The following is a 12,373-nucleotide window of genomic DNA, read 5'->3' as shown; positions in this document are numbered from 1 at the left end:
TTACTTCTCCAGCGCCGCAACCACCTCGACATGCGAGGTCCATAGGAACTGGTCGATCGGCGTCACGCGTGTGATGCGGTAGCCGCCCTCGACGAGGATAGCGAGGTCACGGGCGAGGGTCAGCGGGTTGCAGGAGACGGCGACGATCTTCTTGACCTGCGATCGAGCCAGTTCCTTGCTCTGGAATTCCGCGCCGGCGCGCGGCGGGTCGAACACGACGGCGTCGTAGACCTTCAGTTCCTGCGTCATCAGCGGTCGGCGAAAGAGATCGCGGCGTTCGACGGAGACCGGCTTCAGCCCCTGTGTGGTGCGTGCGGCCTGGTCGAGTGCCGCGAGCGGCTTTTCCTCGCTTTCCACCGCATGCACGCGCCCGATCCGAGCCAGGCGAAGCGAGAAGGTGCCGCTGCCGGCAAAGAGATCGGCAATACGCTTGGCCTTGCCGACATGAGTTGCAACCAATTCGGCCATGGCGTCCTCGGCCTGCTTGGTCGCCTGCGTGAAGGCCCCAGGCGGCGGTGCGACCTGGACGCCGCCGAAATCGATCATCGGCTTTACCGGTTCGACCAGGATCTCGCCGTTCAGCGAAACGCGGGCGATGCCGCGAAGCGACAGAACCGTTTCGATGGTGCTGCGGCGCTGCTTGTCCGAAAGCGACTTGATGCCGTCAACGGCGAGATCGAGGCCGGTCTGCGTTTCCAACACGGAAATGCGGAAGGCTTCGGCATTGACGGCCATTGCAGCTGCGATCGTCTTGATCGCTGGCAGGCGGGCCATGATGCCGGTCGAGGCGATGGGACATTCGTTGATGGCAACGATGTGGTGACTTTCGGCCTGATTGAAGCCGATCAGCATATCCTTTTCAGTCTTGCGCGCGGCGAAGACGACCCTGCGCCGCTCGCCCGGATGCGCAGCGACGATATTGTCCACTTCGGGCGTCAGGCCCTTGGAGCGCAGCGCATCGATGACAAGCTGGCGCTTGAAGGCGCGGTAGGGCGCATCGGCATAATGCTGCAGGGTGCAGCCGCCGCAGGCGCCGTTGACGCCATGCGAGCCGAAGTGCCGACAGTGTGGCTCCTGGCGATCCGGCGAAGCGGACGCGACCGACATCAGCGTGCCCTGGCTCTTCACCCGAGCGATGGCGACGATTTCGCCCGGCAGCGTGAAAGGTACATAGATCGGGCCATCGGCGCCCTGCGCGATGCCGTCGCCCTGGGCGCCGAGCTTCTGGATGGTGACGGTTTCAGTGCTCATGGCTTGATCCCTGCGAGAAGAAATTCCTGGTTGCCGTCGCCGCCTGTAATCGGCGAGGCGATGAGGCCGAGGCTTTGCCAGCCCATGTCTTCGGTGAACCAGCGCTCAAGTTCGGCCGCCACCGCCGGAGCGGAGGAGGGGTCCTTCAAAAGCCCGGCCTTGCCGATCGCATCGCGGCCCGCCTCGAATTGCGGTTTTACGAGCAGTGCCGCTCGTGCGCCCGGTTCGGCAAGCGCAAGCGCCGGCGCGAGAGCCAGCTTGAGCGAAATGAACGAGACATCGGAAACGATGAAGGAGAAGGGCTCGCCTATGTCCTCGGCGGTCAGATTGCGCGCATTCAGCCCTTCGATGTTGGTCACGCGCGGATCGGCTTCCACGCGCGGATGCATCTGGTCGTGACCGACGTCGATCGCCGTGACATGAGCAGCGCCTCGCTCAAGCAGCACCTCGGTGAAACCGCCGGTCGATGCGCCGACATCGAGACAATGCTGTCCGCGCGGATCGAGGTCGAAATGATCAAGCGCCGCCACCAGCTTCAGCGCCGCGCGTGAAACATAATCCTGCGCCGGATCGTCGATGCGGATCTGTGCGTCTTCGGTGAAGAGTGCCCCGGGCTTCGTCACGATCTTGCCGTTCACGGTGACCGTGCCACGCTGGATCGCATCGCGAGCGCGCGAGCGGCTGGCGAAGAGCGAAAGGGTGACGAGAAGCTGGTCGAGGCGTTGTGGTTCTGACATGGGCTGTCCATGCCGGGCAATCGGCTGTGTTGCAAGCCTTTTATGCTGATATCGGCGTTGACGCAGGATTGCGACAGGCGATAATCGCCGACATCAACGGTGAGGGGCACCATGCGAAAGATCTGTGGCTATGCAGCGCTGATGGCGACGATCGCCGTTCCGGCTATGGCAAATGATACGATGGCCGAGCTGAAGACGGGCGGTCTTGCCTATGTCCGCACCGGCGATATCAGCATGGATCAGGAAAAACTGTTCATTTCGCAGACCGAAGTGCGCGTCGATTACGTGTTCGAAAACACTTCCGACAGGGATGTCGAAAGCGTCGTCGCCTTCCCGATGCCCGATATCAAGGGTGACATAGACAGCATGGTCGATACGGGAAATGTTGATTCCGACAATTTCCTCGGCTTCACTGTGACCCAGGATGGTAAGGCCATTACGCCGACCCTGCAGCAGCGCGTATCGGTGGCCGGCGTCGACATGACGGATGAATTGAAGGCTCATGGCGTGCCGCTGCTGCCGCTCAGCAAGGCGGCCATGGATGCCGTCGCCAAACTGCCCGTCGATCTACTCGAGGACTGGACTGCCCGCGGTTTGATCGCCGACGACGAATACGACAATGACGGCCAGGGCATGAAGCATCATCCGACGCCGATGTGGACGCTGCATACCACCTATTGGTGGCGTACGAAATTTCCGGCCAAGGTGAAGATTGCGGTCGAGCATCGCTACAAGCCAAGTGTCGGCGGCACCGTGGCCATCACCTTCGCCGGCGACGAAGATTACCAGAAGCAACAACTCCAGGCCTATCGTGGCAAATATTGTCTCGACGAGACTTTTCTGAAGACGGCGGTGAAACTTGCCGCGGTGGCCGACAAGGGTGGCCGCGGCTATACGGAGAGCTGGATCTCCTATGTGCTGACGACCGGAGCCAACTGGTCCGGTCCGATCAAGCATTTCGAGTTGACGGTCGATAAGGGCAGTCCTGAAAACTACATCAGCTTTTGCGGTACGAATGTAAAGAAGATCGGCGCGACGACATTCCAGATGACGGCGCAGGATTTCTACCCGGAGCACGACCTGGATATCCTGATCCTGGTTGCAGCTGCCGTGAACTAGCGGCGCACTAACTGCCTCTCAAATTAAATAAATTTAAAGCCGAAGCCTCTATTGATGCCCGTGATTGCGGCGATCCGTTTCAAGATCGCCGCCTGCCATGAAGGCTTCGCGCGTCAGCGTCCCAATCATGCCCCCTCCCTGAATTCTTCGAGCATAGCCGCGCCTCTTCCTCGCGCGGTCCTTAAACATGCTCGCCAGGACCTGCGCTCCGGAGGCGCCCGCTTATGTCCGCGAAAAAGCTCTCTTTAAATGGCAAGCTTGCCATCACATTTACGGCCCTGATTGCCATTTTCGCCTGCGTTTCCGCATTCGTCTATTCCAAGCAAGAGGTTTCCGCCGGTGCTGCCGTCGAGCAGGAAAGGTCGCAGCAGCTCGTCAGCCTGATCGATGATTCGCTGCAGGCCATGCTGGAACAGGCCGTCAATCTGCGGGGCTTTCTGCTTCTGCGCAGCAACAGCACCTATGACGATATCTTCAACAATCGCGAGCGGATGCTGAAGAGCATCGCTGCTGCAAAGCAGGCGGCTGCCGATTCGCCGGATCTGCTGCAGGCGATCGACAACATGCAGAAGGCTGCCGATCTCTATTTCCACCAGCTCGCGGAGCCGCAGGCCAAGGCGCGTAAGGAAACCGAGATGCCGCTCGACCAGATCGTCAAGATCGGTCAGAACGAAACCAAGGGCCAGCTTGACGGCTTTCGCGATGCCGCCGCCAAGATCAAGCAGGCTGCCCGCGCCAAGGCAAGCAGTCTCGCAGCCATGCAGGACGATGCCAACGGCGATCTGCGCTTGACCCTCATCATCGGCGGCGTCTTCGCCTCGCTCGCCGCCGCTGTACTTGCCTGGCTGCTTTCGCGCATCATTGTCCGTCCAATCGTCGGCATGACGGCGGCCATGGGCCGTCTGGCAAACGGCGAGCATGACGTCGAAGTCCCGGCTGTTGGCCGCGGCGATGAAATCGGCCGCATGGCGGATGCCGTCCTCGTCTTCAAGCAGGCTGGCATCGAGAAGCTGCGTCTTGCCGGCGAGACCGAGCGTATGCGTGGCGACGCCGAACGTCAGCGCCTGATGAATGACGAGCAGAAGGCACGTGAAGAGGGCGAAATCCGTTTCGCCATGGAAGCGCTCGCCGGCGGCCTCTCGGCCCTATCGGCGGGCAATGTCGCAACCCGTCTCAATGACGGCTTCGCGCCGCAGTTCGACAGCGTCCGCGCCGATTTCAACAATGCGGTCGAAAAGCTCGAAGCGGCCTTGCGGTCCGTTGGCCAAAATGCCTCCGCCATCAATGCCGGTGCTGACGAAATCCGTTCGGCCGCCGACGATCTGGCACACCGTACCGAACAGCAGGCCGCCGCCGTCGAAGAGACGGCCGCAGCACTGGAAGAGGTCACGATCACGGTTCGCGACTCCGCCAAGCGCGCCGAGGATGTCGGCCATCTCGTCGAGCGCGCCCGCCTCGGTGCGGAACGTTCGGGCGAAGTGGTTCGCAAAGCCGTTTCGGCCATGCAGCAGATCGAAAAATCCTCGGGCGAGATCAGCAACATCATCAGCGTCATCGACGACATCGCGTTCCAGACCAATCTTCTGGCGCTGAATGCCGGCGTCGAGGCAGCGCGTGCCGGGGATGCCGGCAAGGGCTTTGCGGTCGTTGCCCAGGAAGTGCGCGAGCTTGCGCAGCGCTCGGCCAATGCCGCCAAGGAAATCAAGTCGCTGATCACGACGTCGAGCGATCAGGTCAATACCGGTGTGTCGCTGGTCGGCGAGACCGGCAAGGCGCTGGAACTGATCGTATCCGAGGTGCAGGAGATCAACCGCCATGTCGGCGCAATCGTGACTGCGACCCGCGAACAGTCGACTGGCTTGCAGGAGATCAACACGGCCGTCAACAACATGGATCAAGGCACGCAGAAGAATGCCGCTATGGTTGAGGAGCAGACAGCGGCCAGCCATGCGCTCGCCCGCGAAGCTGCAGCACTCAACGAGCTGCTCCAGCAGTTCCGTCTCGGCAATACCGGCAAGGCTGCACCCGCGCGTCCGGCCGTGGCGACAGCACGTTCGAGGCCGGCCGCCTCTCCGGCCCGTGCTCTTGGGCGCACCGTCGCCAAGGCTTTCGGTGGCAAGGCAACGGCGACGACCGCTGTCGCTGCCCGCGACGATTGGGAGGAGTTCTGATTGCCGATCACCTTCTCTCCGGCGGAGAGAAGGTGGGCACGAACGATTGAGTGAAACGAAATGGCGCGGGACCGGATGAGGGGGTCTCGGAGCACCGGCCGCGAGTGCCTTGAGCGGTAAGCGAAAGGCGACTTAGAGTACGCCGGAACGCCCCCGGTCCGCCCTTCGGGCACCTTCTCCCCGAGAGGAGAAGGAAAAACCTAGCCGGCGGCTCCAACGATGCGGCCGCGGCCGAGCGCACGGAATACCGTTTGCACGATGCTGGCACGGTCAAGGCCAGCCATGGCGTTCATGGCCTCAGGCTTGGCCTGTTCCATCCAAATATCGGGCATGACCAGCGAGCGGATTTTCAGGCCGCTGTCGAGCAGACCTTCATTGGCAAGGAACTGCATGACCTGACTGCCGAAACCGCCGACCGAGCCTTCCTCGATGGTGATCAGGATCTCGTGATGGGCGGCAAGCTGGCGGATGAGATCGTGGTCGAGCGGCTTGGCGAAGCGTGCGTCCGCAACCGTCGTCGAAAGCCCGGCAGCGTCCAGATCTTCGGCGGCGGCAAGGCTATCGGCAAGGCGCGTACCGAAGGAGAGCAGGGCGACCTTCGTGCCCTGTTTGATGACGCGACCCTTGCCGATTTCGAGGATCTGGCCGCGCTCCGGCAGATCGACGCCGACGCCTTCACCGCGCGGATAGCGGAAGGAAATGGGGCCGAGATCATAGGCGGCGGCTGTGCGCACCATATGCTTGAGTTCCGCCTCGTCGGCGGCGGCCATGACGACGAAACCGGGCAGGGTGGCGAGGAATGCGGTGTCAAAGGAGCCAGCATGGGTCGGCCCATCGGCGCCGACGAAGCCGGCGCGGTCGATCGGGAAGCGCACCGGCAGGCCCTGGATCGCCACATCATGCACCACTTGGTCATAGGCGCGTTGCAGGAAGGTCGAGTAAAGGGCGGCAAAGGGCTTGTAGCCTTCGGCAGCAAGGCCGGCGGCGAAGGTCACGGCGTGCTGCTCGGCAATGCCAACATCGAAACAGCGCTTGGGAAAGAGTTCCTGCAGCTTGTCGAGGCCGGTGCCGTTCGGCATGGCAGCGGTGATGCCGACAATCTTGTCGTCAAGGGTCGCCTCCTGCACCAAAGCGTCCGCAAAGACGCTTGTGTAGCTTGGCGCATTCGGCTTCACTTTCGTCTGTGCGCCGGTAATGACGTCGAACTTGTTGACGCCATGATATTTGTCCACAGCCGCCTCGGCGGGCGCATAGCCCTTGCCCTTCTGCGTCACGACATGGATCAGCACCGGGCCTTGTGCATTGTCGCGTACATTGCGCAGCACCGGAAGCAGATGTTCGAAGGAATGGCCGTCGATCGGGCCGATATGGTAGAAGCCCATTTCCTCGAACATGGTGCCGCCGGTCACATAGCCCCGTGCGTGCTCGACCGCCCGGGTGATGGCGCGGTCAACCTTCTTGCCGAGATAGGCGGTCAGTTTCTTTCCAAAGTCCCGGAAGCCCATATAGGTGCGGCCGGAGGCGAGACGCGCGAGATAAGCGCTCATCGCTCCCGTCGGCGGGGCGATCGACATATCGTTGTCGTTGAGGATGACGATCAGCCGCGCATCGAGCGCGCCGGCATTGTTCAGGGCCTCGTAGGCCATGCCGGCGGACATTGCGCCGTCGCCGATGACGGCGATCACGCGGCGGTCGGTATTATCGAGCTCGGCGGCAACCGCCATGCCCAGACCGGCCGAAATGGATGTCGAGGAATGCGCGGCGCCGAAGGGATCATATTCGCTCTCGGCCCGGCGCGTGAAACCGGAGAGACCGCCTTCCTGCCGCAGCGTGCGAATGCGGTCGCGGCGCCCGGTCAGGATCTTGTGCGGATAACATTGGTGCCCGACATCGAAGATGAGGCGGTCGTTCGGCGTATTGAAGACGCTGTGGATTGCAATGGTCAGCTCGACCACGCCGAGGCCGGCGCCAAGATGTCCGCCGGTGCGCGATACCGCATCGATCATCTCATCGCGGACTTCGCGGGCGAGCTGCGGCAATTCCCGGTCCTCCAGCTTTCGCAGGTCGGAAGGATATTGGACCCGGTCCAGCAGGGGCGTCTGTGGCATTTGTGTCAAGGCTGAAGCCTCTTTCTTGCTATTCTTGGGCGGTTGTCCGCCTTTACGTCAAAACAGATTGCGACAAAAGACGCCGAATTCAAGGTGTTCCCGAACAAGAAACATGTGGGAATGTTATGAACCCGTTAGCTCTCCGGCAGGGGAATGAACTCTTCCTCGTCACCCGGCACGATATCGAAGCGGCCCGTGCGCCATTCTTCCTTGGCCTTTTCGATACGCTCCTTTGATGACGAGACGAAATTCCACCAGATATAGCGCTTCGAATTGAGCGCTGCACCGCCAAAAAGCATGAGATGACAGCCTTTTTCAGCGGCCTCCAGTGTAATCGCATCACCCGGCCGGAAGACGAGGAGCTGATCCTGTTCGAAACGGTCACCGGCGACGACGAGGGAACCGGAGAGAATATAGACTGCGCGTTCCTCGTGCGCTGCCCCAAAAGGAAACGTCGTGTTCGGCTGCAGCTGAAGATCGACATAAAGCGTATCCGAGAAGGATTTCACCGGCGATTTCAGGCCCTCGAAATCGCCGATGACAACGCGCCCGGCCACGCCGCCATCGGCGATGACAGGCAGCTCGTCCTTCTCGGTGTGGGCGAATGACGGATCGATCTCTTCCTTGTCGTCGGGCAGCGCCAGCCACGTCTGCAAGCCGGACATGGAAAACGGATGGTCGCGCAAGTTCTCCGGCGTGCGCTCCGAATGCACGATGCCGCGCCCGGCCGTCATCAGGTTGATATCGCCGGGGCGGATCACCTTGGCGGTGCCGAGGCTATCCATATGGCGGATTTCGCCGTCGAACAGATAGGTGACGGTGGAAAGGCCGATATGCGGATGCGGGCGCACGTCGAGCGCCTGACCCGGCCGTAAAATGGCAGGCCCCATGCGATCGAAGAAGATGAACGGCCCCACCAGCCGCCGCCGGCTGCTCGGAAGTGCGCGCCGCACGGAGAAGCCGCCGAGGTCGCTGGTGCGCGGTATAATCAGATTTTCGATCGCGTCGCAGGCGAAGGCATCACCGGCCTGCGGATCGTTGCCTGGGAAGAAGGACATAACGGCTCTCCTTTCGGTCGGAACGCAACCTACCGGGCCAACCTACCGGCAATGTCACCCAAACTCAAATTTTCCTATCGGGTCTCAGGCCCCATCCAGCGCTTCTGTGCCTTGAGGCTTGCCGGCACGGTCGAGCCGGATCTTCTCGATGCGGTTCTCGGCAGCCGAAAGCAGCGCCTCGCAATGCTTCTTCAGCGCTTCGCCGCGCTCATAGATCGAAATGGATTCATCGAGCGCCACGTCGCCGCGCTCAAGCCGTGCAACGATGCTTTCAAGCTCCGCCACGGCCTTCTCGAAGGAATAGCCCGAAACATCTGCCTTGGCGCTCTCGCTCATCGTCAACCTCTCATCATGCGTAGAATATGCATCCCCGCCGACTCGGCGAGACCTTCCAGATCATAGCCGCCTTCGAGCAGGCTGACGACCCGGTTCTTCGCGCTGCGGTCCGCAACTTCCAGCAGCCGCCCCGTCGCCCAGTCGAAATCCTCGCCGGTCAGGTTCAGTTGCGCCAGAGGATCGCGGTGATGGGCGTCGAAGCCGGCCGAGATGATGATGAGATCGGGGCTGAAGTCGGCGAGCGCCGGCAGAATGCGCGACTTGAAGGCCTCGCGGAAATGATCGCCGCCGGTGTTGGGGGAGAGCGGCGCATTGACGATGGTATTGTGCGTGCCGCTTTCATCCTTCTTGCCCGTGCCGGGATAGAGCGGCATCTGGTGGGTGGAACAGAAGAGCACCGAGGGATCGTCCCAGAAAATGTCCTGCGTGCCGTTGCCGTGATGCACGTCCCAATCGACGATGGCGACACGCTCTGCACCATGTGCCTTTTGTGCATGGCGCGCGGCGATCGCGGCATTGTTGAAGAAGCAGAAGCCCATGGCTTTGGTCTTCTCGGCGTGGTGCCCCGGTGGACGGGCCGCGACAAAGACATTGTCGGCCGCACCGGAGAAGACGTCATCGACCGCCGCCATGGCGCCACCGACGCCATGCATGATCGCCTGCAACGTCTTCGGGCTGGCATAGGTATCGGCTTCCAGCTGGTTGATCTCGCCGTCGTCGCCCCTGTCCGGCATCGAGCGCAGCACGAACTCCAGATGCTCCTCGGGGTGGGCAAGCAGGACTGCATCCTCATGCGCGGCAGGCGCTTTTCGCCGATCCAGCCGCTCGAAATTTGGATGCTCCAGCGCGATGTTCAGCGATCGCAGCCGATCCGGCCGTTCGGGGTGACCTGCCGGAACGATGTGTTCAAGGAAGATCGGATGTTCGTAAAGACGTGTGCTCATGGGGCCAATCTATAAATGAGGTGTGACGCCTATTACAGGACATGGACCATGTCACTACAATGTCAACAATCCATCTTAACCACTTTGGAATGGCGCCCGTTTACTTATCGAAGCGTGGTGTTAAGCTTTCATTAAGGTCAGTATGGCGTCGGCCAGGGTTATTGCGTCATGGCAAGAGTAGAACGATCCGATGTCATCGAGGTAAGGGTGCCGCCGCGCGATGTCGACAGGCACGGCCAGATGTTTATCGCATCCTATATCTCACAGGCAGAGACCGCACTCTCGAACTTCTGGCGCACGCGGCCGCTTGTCGACGATGAGCCCGTCTACATCGCCAAGAAGGTATCCTGTTCGCTCCACCGCGCTTTGCACTATGATGAACTCGCCCGCTACTCGATCAGCGTCAACAAGATCGGCGGCAAATCGGTCGGTTTCGTCGTGGCGGTCGAAACCGGCAACGAACTGGCGGCAGAGGTGGAAATCCTCTGGCTTGCGGTGCGCGGCGACGAGCATGATCCCGTGCCGCTGCCGGAAGACACGCGCGACTGGCTCTATAAATATCTGGCCTGAGCCGAGCCCTAGCTCCGCTGCGGCAGAAGCGGGTAGCCGACCATGACGGCGCGGCCGACAAGAGCTGCAACCACAGCCTTGATGATATCGCCCGGCACGAAGCCCAGAGATCCGATAAATGCCTTGCTCAAACCGATATTGATCGCCAGCCAGGCAATGCCGAACGCATAGAGCACCACCACGCCGCCGATAACAGCAGCGATGAAGAAGCCGATTCCCTGAGATAGGCCGCTCTGCTCCGGCTTCACCAGTCGTTCAGAGAGATAGCCGGTGACGAAGGCTGCAAAGATCCAGCCGACGAAGAAGCCGGCCGTCGGGCCGGCAAAGACCGCAAGGCCGCCGCGTCCGCCCGACAGCACCGGTAGGCCGATGCTGACAAGAACGACCACGAGCAGCACCGCGATGGTCCCGCGCTTGGCGCCTAGCACGACGCCGGCAAGCATAACGCCGAGCGACTGGGCGGTGATCGGAACCGGAATGATGCCGATCGGGATCGGCGGCAAGAGGCCCAGAGCCACGATGATGGCGGCAAACAGCGCCGAAAGCACGAGATCGCGGGTGTTCATGGTGGCTCCTTCCGAAAGAGATTTACGTTCATTGACGCCGAATGCCGCGCGCGTCAATCGCCGCGGCGATGTTGTCCGCATCGCGCAGCGTCAGGATGATCAGCGGCGCGAGCGTGGTTGCGAGGCGAACCTTGATCCCGCGGGCCTGATGCGCTTCGCGGATCGCGCGGTAGCGATCGAGAATTTCAGGCACAAAACGGATGACGAGGCCGATCGCAAGGCCGATATCGGCGGCTTGCAGCAGGCCGAGCTTTTCGAGCGGCATGGCAAGCGCGGTGATTTCATCGATGAAGTCGGCCATCGATGTCGTTGCCGTCACTGTGGCGGCGAACAGCGCCAGCGCCGTCAGACGAAGGGCGGTAACGATCGCTGCGTGCAGCGGACCGACGAGGGCAGCGAATATCGCGAGCACGGCAATCGAGACGAGGATAGGTCGCAGCCGCTTGAGCGCCTCTGCAACTGGAAGGCCGCTGCGAAGATAAAGGGCGGCGCCGACAAGGTTTGCGCAGGCGAGCAGCACGATGGACTGCGTCAGAAACAGCAATACGCCGAATGCGGTCAGCGCAAGCAGCTTCACGCGCGGCGAGAGCCGATGCACCCATGTATCCGCTTCCACATGCAGCGTCTGCATCAGCCGGCCATCTCCTGGTAGCGGGCGATGGCCTCCATTGCGGGCGCATCTGCAACAAGCCGGCCCTGGTCGAACAGCAGCACACGGTCGAAATCCTCAAGTAGCGGCAGGTCGTGGCTAATGACGATGACATTTTCTGGAAGCGTTGCCATGGTCTTCTGCACGAGTGCCCGATTCTTCAGATCGAGCTGGTTTGTCGGTTCGTCCAGGATGAGGATATCCGGGCCGGTGACCAGTACCGAGCAGAGCGCAGCCATCTGCAACTCACCACCGGAAAGCTCATGCGCCCGCCGTGCGCCGAGATGGCCGACGCCAAATCGGCCAAGAATGCCCTCGACCGCGGTTTCGATCTGCGCCTTGTCATATCCGCGCGCCTTGAGCCCGTAGGCAATATCGTCGCGCACGATGGGCAGGATGATCTGGTTCTGTGGCGACTGGAAGATATAGCCGACCTTGCCGAGTACTTTGGCAGCGTCGCCGACCGTGTCGAGCCCGTCGACCACGACCCGCCCGCTCGTCGGCTTGACTAGTCCATTAATCAACCGCGCGAAGGTCGTCTTGCCGGAGCCATTGAGACCGATGACGCCGATACGGCGCTCCTTCAGCGTCAGGCTCAGCGGAAACAGCGCGGTGCGCGTGCCGTAATCGACGCCGGCATTTTCGAAGCGGATGTCCAAGCGGCTTCCTTGTTCGGTAAGCTGGAGCGGCTCAGCGTTTCACGGAACCTCAGAGCCGCTACAGCCTTTTATTGTCTCGCAATCCCGGACGGAAAACCGCTACGCACTTTTCCTGGAATTGCTCTATCGCGGAGCTATAGCGTATCGCGCCTATTTATCAAATCAGGGCCTCTTTGAAAGCATGGGAATTTATGCCTATGATCCC

General features: G+C 61.4%; 12 protein-coding genes. 3 read left to right on the top strand and 9 right to left on the bottom strand.

Features of this window, described 5'->3' with window-relative positions:
- Complete coding sequence (locus AC13RE_RS27600; protein ID WP_488565277.1) at positions 1-1,251, bottom strand: class I SAM-dependent RNA methyltransferase; 1,251 nt, start codon at positions 1,249-1,251, stop codon at positions 1-3.
- Positions 1,248-1,988, bottom strand: coding sequence for a TlyA family RNA methyltransferase (locus AC13RE_RS27595; protein WP_132715989.1), 741 nt, complete (start codon positions 1,986-1,988; stop codon positions 1,248-1,250). Before AC13RE_RS27595 ends, AC13RE_RS27600 begins: the two co-directional genes overlap by 4 nt.
- A gap of 111 nt (positions 1,989-2,099) precedes the next feature.
- On the opposite strand from AC13RE_RS27595, the gene AC13RE_RS27590 reads away from it, so the two are divergent.
- A complete protein-coding gene (locus AC13RE_RS27590; protein ID WP_132715990.1) occupies positions 2,100-3,107 on the top strand; it encodes a DUF4424 domain-containing protein in 1,008 nt (335 codons plus the stop codon).
- A 224-nt stretch (positions 3,108-3,331) separates the two neighbouring features.
- Positions 3,332-5,278, top strand: coding sequence for a methyl-accepting chemotaxis protein (locus AC13RE_RS27585; protein ID WP_132715991.1), 1,947 nt, complete (start codon positions 3,332-3,334; stop codon positions 5,276-5,278).
- 200 nt (positions 5,279-5,478) lie between these two features.
- Here AC13RE_RS27585 and dxs read toward each other — a convergent pair whose 3' ends face one another.
- From dxs to AC13RE_RS27565, 4 genes are all read right to left on the bottom strand, one after another.
- Positions 5,479-7,395, bottom strand: a complete 1,917-nt coding sequence (dxs, locus tag AC13RE_RS27580; protein ID WP_488565276.1) for a 1-deoxy-D-xylulose-5-phosphate synthase — start codon at positions 7,393-7,395, stop codon at positions 5,479-5,481.
- Positions 7,396-7,520: 125 nt separating this feature from the next.
- Positions 7,521-8,444, bottom strand: coding sequence for a pirin family protein (locus AC13RE_RS27575; RefSeq protein WP_488565275.1), 924 nt, complete (start codon positions 8,442-8,444; stop codon positions 7,521-7,523).
- Positions 8,445-8,528: 84 nt separating this feature from the next.
- A complete protein-coding gene (locus tag AC13RE_RS27570; RefSeq protein WP_095434136.1) occupies positions 8,529-8,780 on the bottom strand; it encodes an exodeoxyribonuclease VII small subunit in 252 nt (83 codons plus the stop codon).
- Positions 8,781-8,782: 2 nt separating this feature from the next.
- Complete coding sequence (locus AC13RE_RS27565; RefSeq protein ID WP_488483696.1) at positions 8,783-9,724, bottom strand: histone deacetylase family protein; 942 nt, start codon at positions 9,722-9,724, stop codon at positions 8,783-8,785.
- A gap of 168 nt (positions 9,725-9,892) precedes the next feature.
- On the opposite strand from AC13RE_RS27565, the gene AC13RE_RS27560 reads away from it, so the two are divergent.
- Positions 9,893-10,294: an acyl-CoA thioesterase gene (locus tag AC13RE_RS27560; RefSeq protein WP_112397994.1), complete on the top strand. Its 402-nt coding sequence runs from the start codon at positions 9,893-9,895 to the stop codon at positions 10,292-10,294.
- Between the two features lie 8 nt (positions 10,295-10,302).
- Here the strand turns inward: AC13RE_RS27560 and AC13RE_RS27555 are convergent, their stop codons facing one another.
- Genes AC13RE_RS27555 through AC13RE_RS27545 form a run of 3 tightly spaced genes read right to left on the bottom strand, consistent with a single transcriptional unit; the run spans position 10,303 to position 12,168 of the window.
- The gene (locus AC13RE_RS27555; protein WP_488565274.1) at positions 10,303-10,860 is read right to left on the bottom strand and encodes a biotin transporter BioY; all 558 of its coding nucleotides are present in this window, start codon (positions 10,858-10,860) and stop codon (positions 10,303-10,305) included.
- A 28-nt stretch (positions 10,861-10,888) separates the two neighbouring features.
- Positions 10,889-11,491: an energy-coupling factor transporter transmembrane component T family protein gene (locus AC13RE_RS27550; RefSeq protein WP_488565273.1), complete on the bottom strand. Its 603-nt coding sequence runs from the start codon at positions 11,489-11,491 to the stop codon at positions 10,889-10,891.
- Positions 11,491-12,168, bottom strand: a complete 678-nt coding sequence (locus tag AC13RE_RS27545; protein WP_488565272.1) for an energy-coupling factor ABC transporter ATP-binding protein — start codon at positions 12,166-12,168, stop codon at positions 11,491-11,493. Before AC13RE_RS27545 ends, AC13RE_RS27550 begins: the two co-directional genes overlap by 1 nt.
- Positions 12,169-12,373: the final 205 nt, after the last annotated feature.

The sequence above is a fragment of the Martinezella sp. CNPSo 3959 genome, from assembly GCF_057784355.1.
This window is presented reverse-complemented; position numbering and strand designations above follow the sequence as displayed.

Bases quoted from the DNA above. Each gene is read 5' to 3' on its own strand.
- AC13RE_RS27575 (WP_488565275.1), bottom strand. From the start codon at position 8,444: ATGTCCTTCTTCCCAGGCAACGATCCGCAGGCCGGTGATGCCTTCGCC.
- AC13RE_RS27570 (WP_095434136.1), bottom strand. From the start codon at position 8,780: ATGAGCGAGAGCGCCAAGGCAGATGTTTCGGGCTATTCCTTCGAGAAG.
- AC13RE_RS27555 (WP_488565274.1), bottom strand. From the start codon at position 10,860: ATGAACACCCGCGATCTCGTGCTTTCGGCGCTGTTTGCCGCCATCATC.
- AC13RE_RS27565 (WP_488483696.1), bottom strand. From the start codon at position 9,724: ATGAGCACACGTCTTTACGAACATCCGATCTTCCTTGAACACATCGTT.
- AC13RE_RS27590 (WP_132715990.1), top strand. From the start codon at position 2,100: ATGCGAAAGATCTGTGGCTATGCAGCGCTGATGGCGACGATCGCCGTT.
- AC13RE_RS27595 (WP_132715989.1), bottom strand. From the start codon at position 1,988: ATGTCAGAACCACAACGCCTCGACCAGCTTCTCGTCACCCTTTCGCTC.
- AC13RE_RS27560 (WP_112397994.1), top strand. From the start codon at position 9,893: ATGGCAAGAGTAGAACGATCCGATGTCATCGAGGTAAGGGTGCCGCCG.
- AC13RE_RS27550 (WP_488565273.1), bottom strand. From the start codon at position 11,491: ATGCAGACGCTGCATGTGGAAGCGGATACATGGGTGCATCGGCTCTCG.
- AC13RE_RS27585 (WP_132715991.1), top strand. From the start codon at position 3,332: ATGTCCGCGAAAAAGCTCTCTTTAAATGGCAAGCTTGCCATCACATTT.
- AC13RE_RS27600 (WP_488565277.1), bottom strand. From the start codon at position 1,251: ATGAGCACTGAAACCGTCACCATCCAGAAGCTCGGCGCCCAGGGCGAC.